The sequence below is a fragment of the Streptomyces sp. P17 genome, from assembly GCF_032436805.1.
In the GTDB taxonomy this organism is placed as follows: domain Bacteria; phylum Actinomycetota; class Actinomycetes; order Streptomycetales; family Streptomycetaceae; genus Streptomyces.
Genome location: NZ_JAVRBF010000003.1, coordinates 199,574 through 219,159 on the forward strand (window position 1 = coordinate 199,574; position 19,586 = coordinate 219,159).

Sequence of the window (19,586 nt, forward strand, 5' to 3'; positions counted from 1 at the left end):
ATCATGAACGCGCCCATCGAGGACTACGCCCTCCTCAGCGATCTGGAGACCGCCGCCATGGTCGGCCGGGACGGTTCCGTCGACTGGCTGTGTCTGCCCCGCTTCGACTCGCCCGCCTGCCTTGCCGCCCTGCTCGGCACGGCGGACAACGGCTTCTGGCGCCTCGCGCCCGTCGCCGCCCGGGGCCCCTGCACGAGCAGGGTCTACCGGCACGACACCCTCGTCCTGGACTCGTACTGGGAGACCGCGACCGGGACCGTACGCGTCACCGACTTCATGCCGCCGCGCAGCCAACTGCCGTGTCTGGTCCGGATGGTCGAGGGACTGTCGGGCTCGGTGACCCTGCGCAGCGAGCTGCGGCTGCGCTTCCATCAGGGCCGGGTCGTGCCCTGGGCCCGGACCGACGCCGACTGCACGGTGGCGGTCGCGGGACCCGACGCGGTGTGGGTGAGCGCCGACGGACCCGTGCGGGTGCTCGGCGGGGAGCCGTCCACCGTCGCCGAGTTCACCGTCACCGCCGGACACCGGCAGGCGCTGACTCTCGCCTGGTCGCCCTCGCATCTGCCGGGCCCGCCCGCGCCGCTCGCGGTCCCGGCGGAGACGGTCCTCAAGGAGACCGTCGACTACTGGCGGCGCTGGACCGGCCGCTGCCGCTACGACGGGCCCTGGCGGGACGCTGTCGTACGCTCCCTGATCACCCTCAAAGCCCTCACCTACGCCCCCACCGGCGGCATCGTCGCCGCCCCCACCACCTCGCTGCCGGGCTGCCTCGGTGGCGAACGCAACTGGGACCAACGCTACTGCTGGCTGCGCGACTCCACCCTCGCCCTGTCCTGTCTGCTGCGCTGCGGCTACCGGGAGGAGGCGACGGCCTGGCTGGACTGGCTGGTGCGGGCCATCGCGGGCGACCCGGCCGATCTGCAGACCGTGTACGGCGTGGGCGGACAGCGCCTGCTGCCGGAGACCGAGGCACCCTGGCTACCCGGCTACGAGGACTCGCGGCCGGTGCGGTTCGGCAACTCGGCGGTCGGCCAGTTCCAGCTCGACGTCTACGGCGAGGTCCTGGACACGCTCTGTCTGTCCCTGCTCGCCGGCATCCCCATGCCCGCCCATGTGTGGAACCTCGTCGAGTCGATGATGGGCTTCCTGCAACGGCACTGGCGCGAACCGGACCGGGGACTGTGGCAGGTGCGCGGACCGCGCCGGCAGTTCGTGCACTCCAAGGTCATGACCTGGGTGGCCGCCGACCGCGCCCTGCGCATGGGCGAACTCCTCGGCCGCAACGGCTCCTCGGACCGCTGGCGGGCCATGCGCGACGAGGTCCGCCGCCAGGTCTGCCGCAAGGGCTGGGACCCGGCACAGCGCTCCTTCGTCCAGGCCTACGGCTCACCGGCCCTGGACGCCTCGGCCCTGCTGCTGCCCAAGGTCGGCTTCCTGCCCGCCGGGGACGCGCGGGTGCGCGGCACCGTCCACGCGATGGGCGGGCTCGCCGAGGGCGGGTTCCTGCGGCGGTACGCGCATGGCGGCCCGGGCATGCACGAGGTGGACGGACTGCCGGGCCACGAGGGCACGTTCGTGTCCTGCTCCCTGTGGTACGCCGACGCCCTCGCCGCGACCGGCCGGGCCACCGAGGCCCGGGAGAGCTTCGAACGCGTCCTCGCCGTCCGCAACGACGTGGGGCTGCTCTCGGAACAGTGGGATCCGGCGGCCGGACGCCAACTGGGCAACGCCCCCCAGGCGTTCAGCCACCTCGCCCTCGCGGAGACCGCGTTCGCGCTCGCCGGGATCGGCAACCCTACGGCTTCTGCCCCCGTGCGGACCCCGCGTACCCGAGCGGGTTGAGTTGCTGGAAGCGCCAGCTGTCCCGGCACATGTCGGCGAGATCCCGAGTGGGCCGCCAGCCCCAGGCCCGGTCCACCGCACTCGCGTCGGCGACCAGCTCGGCCACGTCACCGGGACGGCGCGCCGTCACCTCGTAGGGCACCGGCCGGCCGCACGCCCTGGAGTACTCGGCGACCATGTCGAGCACCGAACTGCCCCGGCCGAGCCCGAGGTTGAACACATGCATGCCCGGTGCGTCGGCGAGATGGTCCAGCGCGACGCGGTGCGCGTCGACCGTGTCCATCACATGCAGATAGTCGCGGACCGCCGTCCCGTCCCGGGTCGGGTAGTCGCCGCCGAAGACCTTGAGCCGAGGGTGCCGTCCGACGGCCACCTGGGCCAGATACGGCATCAGATTGTCGGGCGTGCCCTGCGGGTCCTCGCCGAGCAGTCCGCTCGGATGGGCGCCGGCCGGGTTGAAGCAGCGCAGACACAGCACGGTGTACTCGGGGCAGCGGCGGCACACATCGGCGAGGATCTGCTCGCAGGTCCACTTGGAGGCCGCGTAGGGATGGGCCGGCCGCGCGGGCGTCGCCTCGCTGAGCGGCCCGGAACCCGCCTCACCGTAGACCGAGCAGGACGAGGAGTACACCAGCTGGCGCACCCCGTGCTCGTGCATGGCGCCCAGCAGGGCCGTCGTACCGCCGACGTTGACGTCGTAGTACGCGACCGGCGCCCGCAGCGAGGCGGGCACCGATTTGAGGCCGGCGAAGTGCAGTACGGCGTCCACGGTGTGCCGGTCGAAGACGGCCGACAGGGCGTGCCGGTCCCGGATGTCCAGGTCGTAGACGGCACCGACGAAGCGGCCCGCGATGCGTTCGACGCGCGCGAAGACCTGCGAGGAGCTGTTGCTGTAATTGTCGACCACGATCACTTCGTAGCCGTGGTCGAGCAGCTCCACGCAGGCGTGGCTCCCGATGAATCCGGCCCCGCCGGTCACGAGGACGGTTGACGGTGCGCTCATGGGCCCGGCTCGCCTTCTCGTGACCGGGAAACACCGTATGTTTACGACGTATACCTTCGACTCTGCTCCCCCTGCCCCCGACAGTCAAGGGCTCAGCTGCGGACCAGCAGCTGGAAGTCGAACGCGTAGCGCGAGGCGCGGTAGATGTGGGTGCCGTACTCGACCGCGCGGCCCGCGTCGTCGTACGTCGTGCGCTGCATCGTGAGGAGGGCGGCGCCCTTCTTCTCGTCCAGCCGGGCCGCCTCCTCGGCGGTGGCGCAGCGGGCGCCGACGCTCTGGCGGGCGCTGTGCAGGGTGAGGCCGGCCGAGCGCATCATCCGGTACAGGCCGGTCGCCTCCAGACGGGCCGTGTCGAGTTCGAGGAGCCTGGCGGGCAGGTAGTTGCACAGCAGCGCCACGGGCTGGCCGTGGGTGGAGCGCAGTCGCTCCAGAAGCGTCACGTCGGCGCCCTCCGCGAGGCCGAGGGCGGCCGCCACGTCCGCGGTGGCCGGGACCGTCTCGTTGCGCACGACCTGCGTGGCCGGGCCCTGTCCGGCCGCCTCCAGGTCGTCGTAGAGGCTGCTCAGTTCCAGCGGGCGCTTGACCTGGCTGTGCACCACCTGGGTGCCGACGCCGCGCCGTCTGACCAGCAGTCCCTTGTCGACGAGGGACTGGATGGCCTGGCGGACGGTGGGCCGGGACAGGCCGAGCCGGGTGGACAGGCCGATCTCGTTGCCGAGGAGATTGCCCGGGGCGAGCGCGCCGTGCTCGATCGCCGCCTCCAGTTGCTGGGCGAGCTGGTGGTAGAGCGGCACCGGACTGTTGCGGTCCAGGGCGAAGTGCAGGGCATCGAGCGTGGCAGCGCGATTCCGGGGCTTCGCCATCGACGTACCTGCCTTTCGTGGTGGCGGCTTCAGGGATACGCCCGAGCGCGGCGGGTAGAGATCGTCTCCGCCGCCTCCCAGGTGTAGGCCTTTGTGCCGGGCGGTGTCAAGAGTTTGTACTTACATTCGGACCTGCTTGTGAAATGATGTCTTAACAAAGTATTGACAGAGGGCTCATCAAGGGATTGGATCCGGGACCAACGCACCAGCCGCGTTTCTTTTCCCGTCGTTCCCCCGTCGCACAGTGAGGTGCAGGAAAGATGGACCGCTCTTCGCACTCCCGCTCCCGCAGAACGGCCTTGGTGGCCCTGGCCGCTGCGGCAGCACTGACCCTCGCAGGCTGCTCCAGCAGCTCCGGCGGCAAGAAGGCCGAGGAGAGCGCGGAAGGCGCCTCCGCGGGCAAGGCGAACACGCCGCGCATGACGGTCGCCCTGGTCACCCACCAGTCGCCGGGCGACACCTTCTGGGACATCGTCCGCAAGGGCGCCGAGGCCGCCGCGGCCAAGGACAACATCAAGCTCATCTACTCCGCCGACCCCAGCGCCGGCGTCCAGGCCAACCTGGTGCAGAACGCCATCGACCAGAAGGTCGACGGCATCGCCGTCACCCTCGCCAAGCCGGACGCCCTCAAGGACGTCATAGCCAAGGCGAAGGCCGAGAACATACCCGTCGTCGGCCTCAACTCCGGTGTCAGCGAGTGGCAGAAGCTCGGCCTGATGGAGTTCTTCGGCCAGGACGAGACGGTCGCCGGCGAGGCGCTCGGCAAGCGGCTGAACGAGTCCGGCGCCAAGAAGGCCGTCTGTGTCATCCAGGAGCAGGGCAACATCGGCCTCACCCAGCGCTGCGACGGCGTCGAGAAGACCTTCTCCGGCACGGTCGAGACGCTGAACGTCAACGGCACCGACATGCCGTCCGTGAAGTCGACGATCACCGCCAAGCTCGCCGAGGACAAGGCGATCGACTACGTGGTCACGCTCGGCGCGCCCTTCGCGCTCACCGCGGCGCAGTCGGTGTCGGAGTCGGGCAGCGGGGCCAAGGTCGCCACCTTCGACCTCAACAAGGACCTGACCGGAGCCATCAGCAAGGGCACCATCGAGTTCGCCGTCGACCAGCAGCCCTACCTCCAGGGCTACCTGGCCATCGACTCGCTGTGGCTCTACAAGAACAACGGCAACTACATGGGCGGCGGTGAGCAGCCGGTGCTGACCGGCCCGGCCTTCGTCGACAAGTCCAACGTCGACGCGGTCGCGGCCTTCGCCGCGAAGGGCACCCGGTGATGAGCATGACCCAGCATGCCGAGCCGGCGGTGACCTCACCGCCGGCCACCGGCCCCAAGGGCACCGACGGGCGGACCGCCGAGCGCCCCCTGGCGCTCCGGCTGCTCGCCCGGCCCGAAGTGGGCGTCTTCCTGGGCGCCGTGGCGGTGTTGGTCTTCTTCCTCATCACGGCGCCGCCGGTACGCGACGGCGGCTCGATGGCCAACATCCTCTACCAGTCATCTACGATCGGGATCATGGCGCTGCCCGTGGCCCTGCTGATGATCGGCGGCGAGTTCGACCTCTCCGCCGGTGTCGCGGTGATCACCTCGGCGCTCACCGCCAGCATGATCAGTTACCAACTGACCATGAACGTCTGGGTCGGTGTGATCGTCGCGCTCGTCGTGTCGCTCGCGGTCGGGCTCTTCAACGGCTGGATGCTGGTCAAGACCGGCCTGCCCAGCTTCCTGGTCACCCTCGGCACCTTCCTGATCCTGCAGGGCGCGAACCTGGCGATCACCAAGCTGGTCACCGGGAACGTCGCCACCGACGACATCAGCACCATGGACGGCTTCGACCAGGCCAAGGCCCTGTTCGCCTCGTCCTTCGACGTCGGCGGCGTCCAGGTGAAGATCACCATCGTGTGGTGGCTGGTCTTCGCCGCGCTCGCCACCTGGGTGCTGCTGCGCACCAAGTACGGCAACTGGATCTTCGCGGTCGGCGGCAACAAGGAGTCCGCCCGGGCGGTCGGTGTGCCGGTGACCTTCACGAAGATCTCGCTGTTCATGCTGGTCGGCTTCGGCGCCTGGTTCGTCGGCATGCACCAGCTGTTCTCCTTCAACACCGTGCAGTCCGGGGAGGGCGTCGGCCAGGAGCTGATCTACATCGCCGCGGCGGTCATCGGCGGCTGTCTGCTGACCGGCGGTTACGGCTCGGCGATCGGCCCGGTCTTCGGCGCGTTCATGTTCGGCATGGTCCAGCAGGGCATCGTCTACGCCGGCTGGAACCCCGACTGGTTCAAGGCGTTCCTGGGCGTGATGCTCCTCGGCGCCACGCTCATCAATCTGTGGGTCCGCCGGACGGCGACCCGGAGGTGACCGCAATGACGACCCCTCACGGAGCCATTCTCAAGGACACGGTCCCCGAGGAGGACCGGCCGATCGTCGAACTGCGCGGCGCCGGCAAGTCCTACGGCAACATCCGCGCCCTGCACGGCGTGAGCCTCGAAGTCCACCCCGGCAGGGTCACCTGCGTGCTCGGCGACAACGGGGCCGGAAAGTCCACCCTCATCAAAATCATCTCCGGGCTGCACCAGCACACCGAGGGCGAGTTCCTCGTCGACGGCGAACCGGTCCGGTTCACCACCCCCCGCGAAGCCCTCGACCGCGGCATCGCCACCGTCTACCAGGACCTGGCGACCGTCCCGCTCATGCCGGTGTGGCGGAACTTCTTCCTCGGCTCCGAGATGACCAAGGGCCCCTGGCCCGTCCGCCGCCTCGACATCGCCGCGATGAAGCGGACCGCCGATCACCAACTGCGCGAGATGGGCATCCTCCTCGGCGACCTGGAACAGCCCATCGGCACCCTCTCCGGCGGCCAGCGCCAGTGCGTGGCCATCGCCCGCGCCGTCTACTTCGGCGCCCGGGTGCTGATTCTGGACGAGCCCACCGCCGCCCTCGGCGTCAAGCAGTCCGGCGTGGTGCTGAAGTACATCGCCGCCGCCCGCGACCGCGGCCTCGGCGTCATCTTCATCACCCACAATCCCCACCACGCCTATATGGTCGGCGACCACTTCAGCGTCCTGCGTCTGGGCACCATGGAACTGTCCGCCTCCCGCGACCAGGTCAGCCTCGAAGAACTCACCAACCACATGGCGGGCGGCGCCGAACTCGCCGCCCTCAAGCACGAGCTGTCACAGGTGCGCGGTGTGGACGTGGAGGAACTCCCCGAAGAGGAGGACCTCACCGCACCGGTGGCCGGCACCTCCGAAGGAAAGGCGTGAACATGGCGTCACTCGACCGCATCCGGGTCGGCTCGGCCCCCGACTCCTGGGGCGTGTGGTTCCCCGACGACCCCCAGCAGGTGCCCTGGGCACGCTTCCTGGACGAGGTCGCCGAGGCCGGATACCAGTGGATCGAGCTCGGCCCCTACGGCTATCTCCCCACCGACCCCGCCCGGCTCACCGACGAGGTCGCCCGCCGCAACCTCAAGGTGTCCGCCGGCACGGTCTTCACCGGCCTGCACCGCGGCCCCTCCGTCTGGGAGTCCACCTGGGAGCACGTCAGCCAGGTCGCCGCGCTCACCCAGGCGATGGGCGCCCGGCACCTCGTCGTCATCCCCTCCTTCTGGCGCGACGACAAGACCGCCGAGATCCTGGAACCGCCGGAGCTGACCGGCGAGCAGTGGGCCCACCTCACCAAGGGCATGGAGCGGCTCGGCCACGAGGTCAAGGAGGCCTACGGCCTCGACATCGTCGTCCACCCGCACGCCGACACGCATATCGACACCGAGGACCATGTGGAGCGCTTCCTCGACTCCACCGACTCCGAGCTCGTCAACCTCTGCCTGGACACCGGGCACTACGCCTACTGCGGCGGCGACAGCGTCAAGCTGATCGAGACCTACGGCGAGCGCATCGGCTATCTGCACCTCAAGCAGGTCGACCCGGAGATCCTCGCGGACGTCGTGCGGAACGAGGTCCCGTTCGGGCCCGCCGTACAGCGCGGTGTGATGTGCGAACCGCCCTCCGGGGTCCCCGACCTTGAGCCGGTCCTGGTGGCGGCGCAGCGGCTCGGGGTCGAGCTGTTCGCCATCGTCGAGCAGGACATGTACCCCTGCGAGCCGGACAAGCCGCTGCCGATCGCGGTGCGCACCCGGAAGTTCCTGAGGTCCTGTGGTGCCTGATACCGCACCTCTCGGAGTGGCCGTCATCGGCACCGGCCGCATGGGCGCCGACCATGTCCGCCGTATCCAGGAGGTCATCAGCGGGGCCCGGGTCACCGCCGTGGTGGACGTCGACGCGGAGCGGGCCAAGGCCGTCGCCGCCCGCGTCGACGGCTGCGCCGTGCACACCGACCCGGCCGCGGCGATGGCGTCGGCGGACGTCGACGCCGTCCTCGTCGCCTCCCCGGGCCCGGCGCACGAGGCGGCGCTGATGGCCGCCTTCGCGCACGACCTGCCCGTGCTGTGCGAGAAGCCCCTCACCCCCGACGCGGCCTCCGCGCTGCGCCTCGTCGAGGCCGAGCAGGCCCTCGGCCGGCGCCGTGTCCAGGTCGGCTTCATGCGCCGCTACGACCCCGAGTACACACGGCTGAAAGCACTGCTGGACACCGGGCAACTGGGCCGCCCGCTGATGCTGCACCAGCGGCACCGCAACGTCGCGAGCCCGGCCTTCTTCACCTCCGAGATGCTGATCACCGACTCCGTGGCCCACGAGGTCGACGTGACCCGCTGGCTGCTCGGCCAGGAGATCACGGCGGTCACTGTACTGCGCCCGACGCCCTCGGCCGGCGCGCCCGACGGACTGCTCGATCCGCAGTTCGTCGTCCTGGAGACCGCCGACGGCGCCCTCGCGGACGTGGAGATCTTCGTCAACTGCGGCTTCGGCTACCAGGTCCAGGCCGAGGCGGTCTGCGAGCGCGGCACCGCCCGCGTCGGCGACGGCCACGCCCTGGTCACCGCCATGGCCGGGCGCTGGGGCGGCAGCATCGCCCAGGACTGGACCGAGCGGTTCGCCGACGCCTACGACCGGGAGGTCCAGGCCTGGGTCGACGCCACCCGGCGCGGCGAGGTCACCGGACCGAGCATCTGGGACGGCTACGCCGCGGCCGCCGTCTGCGAGGCGGGCGTGCGGGCGCTGCGGGACGGCGGCCGGGCCGAGGTGGAGCTGGTCGACCGGCTGTCGCTCTACGGCTGAGCGCTCGACAGGCCGTTGTCAGTGCCGCGCGTTAGCGTGCACAGCAGTGACCGTTCCCGCACCGGGAGGCTTTTGATGGCTTCGCGACTCAACCCCTACCTCACCTTCGCCGGCGACGCCCGGCAGGCCATGGAGTTCTACAAGGAGGTCTTCGGCGGCAAGCTGGACCTGAACTCCTACGGCGACTTCGGCCAGAAGGACACCCCGATGGCCGACAAGATCATGCACGGCATGCTGGAGACCCCGAGCGGCTTCACCCTCATGGGCGCCGACAACCCGGAAGGGACCGAGAAGCAGGCCGAGAACAACTTCTCCATCAGCCTCAGCGGCGACGACGACGCCGAACTGCGCGGCTACTGGGAGAAGCTGTCCGACGGCGGCCAGGTGACCGTGCCCCTGGAGAAGCAGATGTGGGGCGACGTCTTCGGCATGTGCACCGACCGTTTCGGCGTGCCCTGGATGGTCAACATCAGCGGGTCGGAGGGCTGACCGCCCTGCGCGGCCGGGGCTCGAACCCGGCCGCGCGACAGCTGGTCCGGGGCGTACGCGGTCCCGCGGGTGCCGACGATCCGGCACTCGGTCGCGTCCCGCGAGGTGGTGTAAGCGATCATGCGCTTCGCCTTCCGGTACCTGGCTCGCGATGATCTCTCCGTTGGCGCGGCACGCGAAGTGGCCCGGTCAGGCGCGGGGAGTGCCTCAGCCGGTCGAAGTACCCGGCGTGACCTGCGAGTTCCGGTCCGTTGATCGGCTACACCACCCGGCGGGACGCCATCCGGCACCACTCAACTCCAGGCCGTCGTACGCCATGTGGCAGCGCGCGGAGACGGTGGCCCCGCCCGGGAGCTCCAGGTCGGCGTCCAGCCATTCGTCGACGCCGGGCGGCTACGAGCGACCGTACGGCGGGCCGGATTCCCAGAGGGAGCAGCGGGACGCAGTGCGGTTGTGGCACAGTGCGACGCGCACTCCCGCCGCCCGTCGTCCGGAGGGACGTGCCACGCGGGCTGGCGGCTTCTGCGGCCCAGGTTCAGCTGGGACGCCGTCGGCCGGCGACCCGAGAGGGTCGCTGACCAGCGGATGGAGTGGCCCCGGGTCGGCGAGGAGTTCGGCGGCGCGGGACCGGTCGCCCAGCACTCCGATGCGCGGCGGTTCCCGGCCCGGTTCGCTCAGGCCTGCCGTACCTCCTCGATCGTGACGGGGCGGTGCTCGTGCAGCGACAGTGTGCACGCCTCGGCGATCCAGCCGGCCTCCAGGGCGTCCGCGAGCGTGCACGGGGAGGTCCGGGCGCCCGCCACGACCTCGGTGAACGCGGTGAGTTCGGCGCGGTAGGCGGCGGTGAAGCGGTCCATGAAGAAGTCGTGCGGGGTGCCCGTCGGGAAGGTCACCCCGGCTTCGACCGAGCGCAGCGGCAGCTTGTCCTCCAGGCCGACGGCGATGGAGTCCGTGAAACCGTGGAGCTCCATGCGGACGTCGTAACCACGGGCGTTGTGGCGGGAGTTGGAGACCACCGCGATGGTGCCGTCGTCCAGGGTGAGGATCGCGCCGGTGGTGTCGGCGTCGCCCGCCTCCTTGATGAAGTCGGCGCCCCGGTTGCCGCCGACGGCGTACACCTCGGTCACCTCACGCCCCGTCACCCAGCGGATGATGTCGAAGTCGTGCACCGAGCAGTCCCGGAAGATGCCTCCGGAGGCGGCGATGTACGCGGCCGGCGGCGGCGCGGGGTCCAGCGTGGTCGACCGTACGGTGTGCAGCTTGCCCAGCTCTCCGGTCTGAACGGCGGCGCGGGCGGCGACGAAACCGGCGTCGAAGCGGCGGTTGTAGCCGATCTGGATCGGCACGCCCGCGCCCTCGACGGCCTTGAGCACCCGCACGCCCTCGCTGATGGTCCTGGCGACGGGCTTCTCGCAGAAGACGGGGACACCGGCCTCGACCCCCGCCAGGATCAGCGCGGGGTGGGCGTCCGTTGCCGCCGCGACGACGATGCCGTCCACACCGGCCGACAGCAGGGCCTCGGGCGAGTCCACGACCTCGCCGCCGAACCGCTCGGCGGCGGACTTCGCCGCGTCCGCGAACGGGTCGGTGAGGACGAGGGAGTCGACGGCGTCGAGTCCGGAGAGGGTCTCGGCGTGGAAGGCGCCGATGCGGCCGAGGCCGAGAATTCCGATACGCATGGTGGTGCAGCTCCTGGATGAGGGTTACTGGTCGAGTCCGCCGAGCACGTTCTGGTCCCAGTCGATCACCGATCCGGTGACCACCCCCGAGCGATCCGAGAGCAGGAACACCACGAAGTCGGCGATCTCGTCCGGTTGGCCGAGCTTGCCCATCGGCAGCCGGGCGGCGGCCCGTTCGCGCCAGTCGTCCCCGGCGCCGTGGAAGGTCCGCTGGGTCGCGTCCTCGCCCTCCGTCTCCGTCCAGCCGATGTTCAGGCCGTTGATCCGGATCCGGTCGAAGCGATGGGCGTGGGCGGCGTTGCGGGTCAGCCCGATCAGCCCTGCCTTGGCGGAGACGTACGGCGCCAGGAACGGCTGTCCGCCGTGGGCCGAGGACGTGATGACGTTGACGATCGTCCCGGGCGCCGCACGGGCCACCATGTCCGCCACCGCGGCCTGCATGGCGAAGAAGGGTGCCTTGAGGTTGATCGCGATGTGCTGGTCGAACAGCTCGGGCGTGGTGTCCAGCAGGGTGCCCCGGGAGGTCAGCCCCGCCGCGTTCACCAGGCCGTCGATCCGGCCGTAGGCCGCCACGACCCCGGCCACGGAGGCCTTCGCCTGCTCGGCGTCCGCCAGGTCCGCCCGGACGAACAGCGCCTTGCCGCCGGCGCCGGTCAGCTCAGCCACCAGTGCCTCGCCGGGTTCGGTGCGTCGGCCGGTGACGGCCACGACCGCCCCTTCGCGCACCGCCGCCCGCGCGACGGCGGCACCGACGCCCTGGGTGCCGCCGTTGACGAGGACGACCTTGTCGTCGAGAAGTCCCATGTCTTTCCGGGTCCTTTCAGCTCTGGCGCCGCGTGGCGCCGGCCCTCAGCTCGCGGCGCAGGTCCTCGGGGGCCCACTCCTCGCGCAGCGCGCGCCGTACGAGGTCCGCCTGTGAGGGCGGGGCGAGTCCGTCGACGGGTGGGTCGTTGTCGAGGTTGGTGGGGAAGGGGTAGCCCTCGGCGCTCGCGGCGATCACGTTCCGCAGCCAGGTGTCGTCCATGCCCTCGGCGCGGCGCTTGAGCAGCACCGGGTAGACGGTGTTCACGATCGCCCTCCGGTCCACGGTCTCCATCGCCCGCCCGAACGCGGAGGACACCTGGAGCAGGTTGGCCATGCGCCGGACGTCCGCGGAGCGGTTGGTGCCGGCGGCGTGGAACAGGGCCGGGTTGAAGAAGGCCGCGTCGCCCTTCGCCAGCGGTAGTTGGACGTGGTGGGCGTCGAAGTACTTCTGGAACTCCGGCCGCCGCCAGGCCAGATAGCCCGGCTCGTACGTCTGCGAGTACGGCAGATACATCGTCGGTCCCGACTCCACCGGCATGTCGCCGTGCGCGATGGCGCCCTGGAGGGTCAGCACGGGGGAGAGGCGGTGCACATGCGCCGGATAGGCGGCCGCCGTCTCGTCCGAGAGGAAGCCCAGGTGGTAGTCGCGGTGCGCGGTCTGGGCGGCGCCGCCCGGGTTGACGACGTTGACCTGTGAGGTGACCTGGTAGCCGGGACCGAGCCAGGCCCGGGACACCAGCGCCAGGGCGTCGTTGGCGTAGTAGTCGGCGAAGGCCTCCGGGTCGTGGAGGGCCGCCTTCTCCAGGGCGTTCCAGATCCGGTCGTTGGCCCCGGGCTTGGCGAAGTGGTCTCCGGCGTTCGCACCCGAGGCGCGCTGCTCGGCGATCAGGGCCTCGAACACTCCGGTGAGCCGGTCGACCACCGCCGGGTCCGGGAAGGCGCCTCGGAACACCACGACACCAGGACCGTCGGTGAGGGCGCGGATCAGCTCGTCACCGGGCGCGGTCCCGTCGTAGACGAGCACATTGCGCTCGACGGCGACGGCGTGCGGGTAGTCGGCGGGGTCGGTGGTCCGCTCGACCAGCGCCCGGAAGGCGTCCAGGTCGCAGTCCTCGGCGGACAGCCAGGAGGTGAAGGACATCGGTGTCCTCTCGGTGACAGGAGTGCGGCAGCGCTGTCATTCTTGTCAGGACAAAGCCGTCGAACAACCAGCAGGCAGCCATCAAAAACCCCTCAAGGAGCAGCGGTATGGGCCACCCCTTCCCGATCCGCGAGATCGCACGTCAGGCGGGTCTGAGCGAGGCCACCGTGGACCGGGTGCTCAACGGCAGGGGAGGGGTGCGGGAGAGCACCGAGCGCGAGGTCCGCCAGGCCATCGCCGACCTGGACCGGCAGCGCACCCAGGTCCGACTGGTGGGCCGTACCTTCATGGTCGACATCGTGATGCAGACCCCGGAACGGTTCTCCACCGCCGTGCGCGCCGCCCTGGAGGCCGAACTGCCGTCCCTGCACCCGGCGGTGGTGCGCTCACGCTTCCACTTCCGGGAGACGGGCCCGGTGGCGGAGCTCACCCGGACGCTGGACCGGATCGCCCGGCGCGGCTCGCAGGGCGTGATCCTCAAGGCACCGGACGTCCCCGAGGTCACGGCCGCCGTGGGACGGCTGACGGAGGCCGGGATTCCGGTGGTGACGCTGGTGACCGACCTGCCCTCGACCCCGCGCCTCGCCTACGTCGGCATCGACAACCGGGCCGCCGGCGCGACCGCCGCGTACCTGATGGGCCAGTGGCTCGGGGATCGCCCCGGGAATGTGCTGACCAGCCTCTCCAGCGGCTTCTTCCGCAATGAGGAGGAGCGCGAGATGGGCTTCCGCAGCGCCATGCGCGCCCGCCATCCCGAGCGCGCGCTGGTGGAGATCGCCGAGGGCCAGGGCCTGGACGCCACCCAGTACGACCTCGTCCGGGCCGCCCTCGAACGCGACCCCGGCATCCGCGCCGTCTACTCCATCGGCGGCGGCAACATCGCCACGCTGAGGGCCTTCGAGGACCTGGGCCGTGAGTGCGCGGTGTTCGTCGCACACGACCTCGACCACGACAACACCCGGCTGCTGCGCGAGCACCGGCTGTCCGTCGTCCTCCACCACGATCTGCGCCAGGACCTGCGCGAGGCCTGCCACCACGTCATGCGGGCCCACGGCGCGCTGCCGCCCGCGGGGGCCTGGCAGCCGTCCGCGATTCAGGTGGTGACGCCTTACAACATGCCTGCGGCTTGAGGCAGTTCGACCCAGGCGCCGGTCTCCGCCGAGCGTGTCATCGCGTCGAGCGCGGTCGCGCTGTGCACGGCGTCCGTGAGCGTGGCGCCGTACGTCTTGTCCTCGGCGATCGAGCGCAGAAAGCGGTAGGCCTCTACGACCTTCAGGTCGTCGTAGCCCATGGCGTTCGCGGCGCCGGGCTGGAAGGCGCCGAACTCGCCGTCGCCCGGGCCGACGTAGACCGTGCTGACGGGCTGGTCCTGGTAGGTGGTGCCGCGGCTGATGCCGAGCTCGTTCATACGGCGGAAGTCCCAGAAGACGGCGCCCTTGGTGCCGTGCACCTCGAAGCCGTAGGAGTTCTGCTCGCCGACCGAGACCCGGCAGGCCTCCAGGACGCCTCGGGCGCCGGAGGCGAAGCGGAGTAGACAGTTGACGTAGTCCTCGTTCTCGACCGGGCCCAACTCGCCGCCCGAGGCGCGGGAGTGGCCGGCGGTGGCGCCGGTCGGGCGCGCCCGCTCCGGCACGAAGACCGCCGTGTCGGCGGTGAGGGACGTGATGTCGCCGAGCAGATACCGGGCCAGGTCCACACCGTGCGAGGCGAGGTCGCCGAGGACTCCGCTGCCGCCGCGCTCCCGCTCGTAGCGCCATGTCAACGCGCCCTCGGGGTGGGCGGCGTAGTCGCTGAAGAGCCGCACGCGCGCGTGCGTGACCGTGCCGATCTCCCCGGCGGTGATCAGGTCGCGCGCCTTCTCCACCGCGGGCGCGTTGCGGTAGTTGAAGCCGACCGCGCTGCGCACCCCGGCCTTCGCGACGGCGTCGGCGACCGCGCGGGCGTCCTCGGCGGTCAGGCCCACCGGCTTCTCGATCCACAGGTGCTTGCCCGCCTCGGCCATCGCGACGCCGATCTCGCGGTGCAGGAAGTTCGGGGCGGTGATGCTGACGGCCCGCACCCGGGGGTCGGCGGCCACCTCGCGCCAGTCGCGGGTCGTCGAGGCGAAGCCGAACTGCGCGGCGGCTTCCTCGGCCCGCCCCGGTACCTCCTCGGCGACGGTGATCAGCTCCGGGCGCAGCGGCAGGTGCGGATAGTGGTGGCGGACGCGGGCGTAGGCCTGGGTGTGCACCCGCCCCATCCAGCCGAATCCGACGACGGCGACACCGAGCGCATCCACCATGACAGCCCCTCTTTGGACCGGTCCAGAACCTGTCCAACCCACACTGGGCGGGATTTGCGGCCGATGTCAACCCTTTGACAAGGTCGCCGGGCCCATGGAACGGTCCATGCCATGAGACCGCCGACGATCCGTGACGTGGCCGACCGGGCCGGCGTCTCCAAGTCCCTGGTCTCGCTGGTGCTGCGCGGCTCCGAGCAGGTGCGGCCCGAGAAGCGGGAGGCCGTGCTGCGGGCCGTGCGCGAGCTCGGCTACCGGCCGAACACCGCCGCGCGCAGCCTCAGCGAGCGGCGCACCCGGACCGTCGGTGTCCTCCTGAACGACCTGCGCAACCCCTGGTTCGTGGATCTGCTCGACGGGCTGAACCCGCTGCTGCACGACAACGGCCTGCACATGCTGCTCGCCGACGCCCGGCTCAACCGCCGCACCGGCCAGGACCCGGCCGACCCCTTCCTCGACCTGCGCGTCGACGGCCTGGTCGTGGTCGGCACCCTGCCCGACCCGGCCGCGCTCGGGGCGGTCGCCGAGCGGATGCCGGTGGTCGTGGCGGGCGCCCGCGAGGCGGTGCCGTCGCGCGTCGACGTCGTGGCGGGGGACGACGAGCACGGGGCTCGGCTGGTCACCGAACACCTCATCGGTCTCGGCCACCGCCGGATCGCGCATATCGCGGGGTACGGCGCGGTGGGCGAACTGCGCAGGCGAAGCTTCGAGGCGACGATGCGCGTGCACGGCCTCGCGGACCACGCGCGCGTGGAGCCCAGCGACATGACCGAGGAGGGCGGCTACCGCACGATGGTGCGGCTGCTGGGCCGCCCCGACCGGCCTACCGCCGTGTTCGCCGTCAACGACATCGCCTGCGTCGGCGCGCTGTCGGCGGCCGGGGAACTCGGCCTCGACGTGCCGCGTGAGCTGTCCGTCGCCGGCTACGACAACACCAGCATCTCCCGGCTGCGGCACCTGTGGCTGACCACCGTGGACGGCGGCGGCCATGACGTCGGCCGGCGCGCCGCCCGCTGCCTCCTCGACCGCTTCGACCGGCCCGGGGCACCGGGCCGCGTCCATCTGGCCGCGCCCGCGCTGGAGATCCGGGGCACCACGGCCCCACCGCTCACAGATTGATCGCGTACGCCTTGCGCAGCGTCTCGTGCACCGTCCAGGTCGTACGGTCGCCCTCGCGCAGCACCGCCAGATCGCCCGGCCCCACCTTGAGCGTCGGCCCACCCTCGACCTCGATCGTGGCCGACCCGCTGATCACCACGAACAGCTCGTCCGCCTCGGTGTCCGTGACGACGCCCGGGGTGATCTGCCAGACCCCGCGGATCTGCCGGCCGTCCGCCGATTCCCAGACCACCTTCCCGGTCACCTCAGGGGTGCCGGAGACGATCTGCTCCGGGTCGAGGGGCTCGGGTTCGAGCTCGGCGTCGGGGACGTGGACAACGAAACTGTGGCTCATGCCAGGACCCTAACCAGCGGGAGTGGATCTCGGCCGTCGACAGAGTGTGCGGTAACGGCCCAGGTGGAAGGACACTTCGTCGCGACTGGCGGGGCGCCCGGAGCCGGGTGATCGTGGAGGGCATGGCGCAGGACAGCCGGGCCGCCGGCACGGCAGGGCACCGGCACGACACCCGCGAGGCGGTCCTGTTCGGCGGCGTCTACGGCTCCGTCCTCGCCTGCTCGATGGTCGCCGCCCTCAGCCAGTACGGCCACACCTCCCAGGCCAGCCGCCGCTACGACGCCCTGTGGCTGCTGGTGACCGCGCTCGCCTCCGCCCTCGCCCATGGCTACGCCCACCACATCGCGGAGCGCTCGCCGCACCGCCGCTGGGACGCGCTGCGCGTCCTCGCCGAGGAGTGGCCCCTGGTCACGGCCGTCCTGCCCACGGTGGTGATCCTGGCCGGGGCCGGCTGGGGCTGGTGGCCCGCGAAAAGCGTGGAGTACCCGGCCTTCACCCTGAACATCGCCCTGCTGTTCACCCTGGGCCTTGTCACGGCCCGCTGGTCGCACCGGTCCTGGACGGCCGCGGTACTGATCGGCCTGGCGGACGCGCTTCTCGGGGTAGGCGTAGTAGTGGCCAACGCGCTCATCAAGTGACACGCCACGACCCCGGTACTGGAGCGATCGTGAACGACAAGGACCCTCTCGCATTCACCCACGAGTCCGTTCCCGTGCGGATCGTGCTGCGCCGCGGCGCAGCCATCTCGGCGACCGCCGACGAGGCCCGGCGGCTGGGCCTGCGGCGGCTGCTGGTGCTCTCCGGTCCGCGCGGCGCCGGCACCGCGCGGGCCGTCGCGGACTCCCTCGGCCCGCTGTGCGCGGCCCTGCATGCCGAGGCGCGGATGCATGTGCCCGTGGAGGTGGCCGACCGGGCCGTCGAGGCGGCGCGGGCGGCGGGCGCCGACGGGTGCGTCGCCGTCGGCGGCGGCTCCTCGATCGGCCTCGGCAAGGCCGTGGCCCTGCGCACCGGCCTGCCGCTGATCGCCGTGCCGTCCACCTACTCCGGCTCGGAGATGACCCCGCTGTGGGGCCTGACCGAACGCGGAGTGAAACGCACCGGCCGCGACCCCGTCGTACAGCCCCGCAGTGTCGTCTACGACCCGGAACTGACCCTCTCCCTGCCGGTTCCGCTCTCCGTGACCAGCGGTGTCAACGCCGTCGCGCACGCCGTCGAGGCGCTGTACGCGCCGGACGCCTCGCCGCTGACCCGGCTGACGGCCGAGGAAGGCATCCGGGTGATGGCGGAAGCGCTGCCCGCGGTGGCCGAAGACCCCGAGTCGCTGGAGGCCCGCAGCCGCGCCCTCTACGGGGCCTGGCTGTGCGGGACGAGCCTGGGCGCCGCCACCATGGGCCTGCACCACAAGCTCTGCCATGTCCTCGGCGGCTCCTTCGACCTGCCGCACGCCGAGACGCACACGCTGGTACTGCCGCACGTCCTCGCCTACAACGCGCCCGCCGCCCCCGAAGCCACCGCGGCGGTCGCCCGCGCCCTGCGCACGGACGACGCCCCGCGCGCCCTGTGGGAGCTGCCCAGGAGCCTCGGCGCACCTCGCTCCCTGGCCGAACTCGGCCTGGCCGAGGCCGACTTGGCGCAGGCGGCGGCCCAGACCACGGGCGAGATCTCCGTCAACCCCCGCAGGGTGACGACGGACGGGGTGCTCCAGGTGCTGCGCGGAGCGTACGAGGGGGTGCAGCCGGAGCCGTACGAGACGCTGTGAGCGTCCAGTCGCCGAAGGTCACGACCACCTTCTCCGCCGCCCCCGGAGTCATCGCGAGCGCGACGGCACGCTCCGCCTCGGCGAACGGGGCGCGGTGGCTGATCAGCCGGGCGAACAGCTCCTGGTGCTCGACGAGTTGGGGGGTGACCTCGAAGATCTCGGTGGGGTAGCCCTGGGAGGCGATCAGGGTGAGCTCGCTGCGGAGCATGCCGCCGAGGTCGATCGCGTCGGACTTCTTCTGTACGGCGACCATGACCATCTTCGCGCCCCACCTGGCGGCGTCGATGACGGCAGGCCCGTTCCGCACGGCGCCACCGGCGAACTCCACCTCGGCGGCGACGGCCTGGCCGGCGGCTACATCAACGACCCCGAGCGCACCGCGGCCGTCTTCACGACCGCTCCGGCCCACCTCGGCCCCGTACCCGGCGGACGTCTGTACCGCACCGGCGACCTCGCCCGCTGGACCGAGGCCGGCGAACTGCGCTTCCTCGGCCGCAAGGACAACCAGGTCAAGGTGCGCGGCTTCGGTATCGAACTCGGCGAGATCGAATCGGTGCTCCGCGAGGTCGTGGGCCTGCGCGACATCGCGGCGCTGGCCCTGGGCACCGGCGCCGACGCCCGGTTGGTCTGCTACGTGGGCCTGGACGGCGCCGAGGTGACGACCGAGGCGATGGCCGCCCATCTGCGGGCGAAGCTGCCGCACTACATGCAGCCCGCCGAGATCATCGTCGAGGACCGGCTGCCGCGCCTGCCCAACGGCAAGGTCGACCGCAAGGCCCTCGCCGCCCGTGACGTCGACTGGGGCACGGGCACCGCCTCGGAGTTCACCGACCCCGACGAAGCCCGCGTCGCCCGCGTGTGGTCCGAACTCCTCGGCCTGACCCGGATCTCCTCCGACCTGGACTTCTTCTCCGTGGGCGGCCACTCCCTGCTGGCCACCCTGCTCGCGGCCCGGCTCTCGGACGCCGCGGGCCGATCCGTACGGGTGGCCGAGATCTACGGCCACCGCACCCTGGCGGAGCAGGTCCTGACCCGGATCTCCTCCGACCTGGACTTCTTCTCCGTGGGCGGCCACTCCCTGCTGGCCACCCTGCTCGCGGCCC

At 71.3% G+C, this 19,586-nt stretch carries 19 protein-coding genes; 12 read left to right on the forward strand and 7 right to left on the reverse strand.

The window, feature by feature from the left end:
• The first annotated feature begins 3 nt into the window (after positions 1-3).
• Positions 4-1,842 (forward strand): glycoside hydrolase family 15 protein, encoded by a 1,839-nt coding sequence (locus RMT89_RS03130; RefSeq protein ID WP_315882339.1) that lies wholly within the window; start codon positions 4-6, stop codon positions 1,840-1,842.
• Here RMT89_RS03130 and galE read toward each other — a convergent pair.
• Positions 1,796-2,845 (reverse strand): UDP-glucose 4-epimerase GalE, encoded by a 1,050-nt coding sequence (gene galE / locus RMT89_RS03135; protein ID WP_315882340.1) that lies wholly within the window; start codon positions 2,843-2,845, stop codon positions 1,796-1,798. The genes RMT89_RS03130 and galE overlap by 47 nt on opposite strands.
• 92 nt (positions 2,846-2,937) lie before the next feature.
• Positions 2,938-3,708: a GntR family transcriptional regulator gene (locus tag RMT89_RS03140; protein WP_315882341.1), complete on the reverse strand. Its 771-nt coding sequence runs from the start codon at positions 3,706-3,708 to the stop codon at positions 2,938-2,940.
• Positions 3,709-3,968: 260 nt separating this feature from the next.
• Here RMT89_RS03140 and RMT89_RS03145 point away from each other — a divergent pair, with 260 nt between their 5' ends.
• From RMT89_RS03145 to RMT89_RS03170, 6 genes are all read left to right on the forward strand, one after another.
• Positions 3,969-4,985 (forward strand): sugar ABC transporter substrate-binding protein, encoded by a 1,017-nt coding sequence (locus RMT89_RS03145; protein ID WP_315882342.1) that lies wholly within the window; start codon positions 3,969-3,971, stop codon positions 4,983-4,985.
• Positions 4,985-6,061 carry an ABC transporter permease gene (locus RMT89_RS03150; protein WP_315882343.1) on the forward strand — a complete coding sequence of 359 codons (1,077 nt, stop codon included), beginning with the start codon at positions 4,985-4,987 and terminating at the stop codon, positions 6,059-6,061. The genes RMT89_RS03145 and RMT89_RS03150 overlap by 1 nt, the downstream gene beginning before the upstream one ends.
• Positions 6,062-6,066: 5 nt before the next feature.
• Positions 6,067-6,966, forward strand: a complete 900-nt coding sequence (locus RMT89_RS03155) for an ATP-binding cassette domain-containing protein (RefSeq protein WP_315882344.1) — start codon at positions 6,067-6,069, stop codon at positions 6,964-6,966.
• 2 nt (positions 6,967-6,968) lie between these two features.
• Positions 6,969-7,868 (forward strand): sugar phosphate isomerase/epimerase, encoded by a 900-nt coding sequence (locus RMT89_RS03160; protein WP_315882345.1) that lies wholly within the window; start codon positions 6,969-6,971, stop codon positions 7,866-7,868.
• Positions 7,858-8,880 (forward strand): Gfo/Idh/MocA family protein, encoded by a 1,023-nt coding sequence (locus tag RMT89_RS03165; RefSeq protein ID WP_399497501.1) that lies wholly within the window; start codon positions 7,858-7,860, stop codon positions 8,878-8,880. The genes RMT89_RS03160 and RMT89_RS03165 overlap by 11 nt, the downstream gene beginning before the upstream one ends.
• 75 nt (positions 8,881-8,955) lie before the next feature.
• Positions 8,956-9,369, forward strand: a complete 414-nt coding sequence (locus tag RMT89_RS03170; protein ID WP_315882347.1) for a VOC family protein — start codon at positions 8,956-8,958, stop codon at positions 9,367-9,369.
• A gap of 674 nt (positions 9,370-10,043) precedes the next feature.
• Here RMT89_RS03170 and RMT89_RS03180 read toward each other — a convergent pair.
• The 3 genes from RMT89_RS03180 to RMT89_RS03190 are packed head-to-tail and all read right to left on the reverse strand — an operon-like array spanning position 10,044 to position 12,993.
• Positions 10,044-11,048: a Gfo/Idh/MocA family oxidoreductase gene (locus RMT89_RS03180; RefSeq protein ID WP_315882348.1), complete on the reverse strand. Its 1,005-nt coding sequence runs from the start codon at positions 11,046-11,048 to the stop codon at positions 10,044-10,046.
• A 24-nt stretch (positions 11,049-11,072) separates the two neighbouring features.
• Positions 11,073-11,852 carry an SDR family oxidoreductase gene (locus tag RMT89_RS03185; protein WP_315882349.1) on the reverse strand — a complete coding sequence of 260 codons (780 nt, stop codon included), beginning with the start codon at positions 11,850-11,852 and terminating at the stop codon, positions 11,073-11,075.
• A 16-nt stretch (positions 11,853-11,868) separates the two neighbouring features.
• Positions 11,869-12,993: a phytanoyl-CoA dioxygenase family protein gene (locus RMT89_RS03190; RefSeq protein WP_315882350.1), complete on the reverse strand. Its 1,125-nt coding sequence runs from the start codon at positions 12,991-12,993 to the stop codon at positions 11,869-11,871.
• Between the two features lie 107 nt (positions 12,994-13,100).
• Here RMT89_RS03190 and RMT89_RS03195 point away from each other — a divergent pair, with 107 nt between their 5' ends.
• A complete protein-coding gene (locus RMT89_RS03195; protein ID WP_315882351.1) occupies positions 13,101-14,123 on the forward strand; it encodes a LacI family DNA-binding transcriptional regulator in 1,023 nt (340 codons plus the stop codon).
• On the opposite strand, the gene RMT89_RS03200 is transcribed toward RMT89_RS03195, so the two are convergent.
• Positions 14,102-15,274, reverse strand: coding sequence for a Gfo/Idh/MocA family oxidoreductase (locus RMT89_RS03200; RefSeq protein ID WP_315882352.1), 1,173 nt, complete (start codon positions 15,272-15,274; stop codon positions 14,102-14,104). The two genes, RMT89_RS03195 and RMT89_RS03200, sit on opposite strands and share 22 nt — an antisense overlap.
• A gap of 111 nt (positions 15,275-15,385) precedes the next feature.
• Between RMT89_RS03200 and RMT89_RS03205 the strand changes: the two genes are divergently transcribed.
• On the forward strand, positions 15,386-16,390 hold the full coding sequence (locus RMT89_RS03205; protein WP_315882353.1) for a LacI family DNA-binding transcriptional regulator: 1,005 nt from the start codon (positions 15,386-15,388) through the stop codon (positions 16,388-16,390).
• Here the strand turns inward: RMT89_RS03205 and RMT89_RS03210 are convergent.
• Positions 16,380-16,724, reverse strand: a complete 345-nt coding sequence (locus RMT89_RS03210; protein ID WP_315882354.1) for a cupin domain-containing protein — start codon at positions 16,722-16,724, stop codon at positions 16,380-16,382. The genes RMT89_RS03205 and RMT89_RS03210 overlap by 11 nt on opposite strands.
• A 122-nt stretch (positions 16,725-16,846) precedes the next feature.
• On the opposite strand from RMT89_RS03210, the gene RMT89_RS03215 reads away from it, so the two are divergent.
• The 3 genes from RMT89_RS03215 to RMT89_RS03225 all read left to right on the forward strand — a co-directional run.
• Positions 16,847-17,362 (forward strand): hypothetical protein, encoded by a 516-nt coding sequence (locus RMT89_RS03215; protein WP_315882355.1) that lies wholly within the window; start codon positions 16,847-16,849, stop codon positions 17,360-17,362.
• 29 nt (positions 17,363-17,391) lie between these two features.
• On the forward strand, positions 17,392-18,483 hold the full coding sequence (locus RMT89_RS03220) for a maleylacetate reductase (protein ID WP_315882356.1): 1,092 nt from the start codon (positions 17,392-17,394) through the stop codon (positions 18,481-18,483).
• A gap of 94 nt (positions 18,484-18,577) precedes the next feature.
• On the forward strand, positions 18,578-19,586 hold a 1,009-nt coding region (locus tag RMT89_RS03225), incomplete at its 3' end, for a phosphopantetheine-binding protein (RefSeq protein ID WP_315882357.1).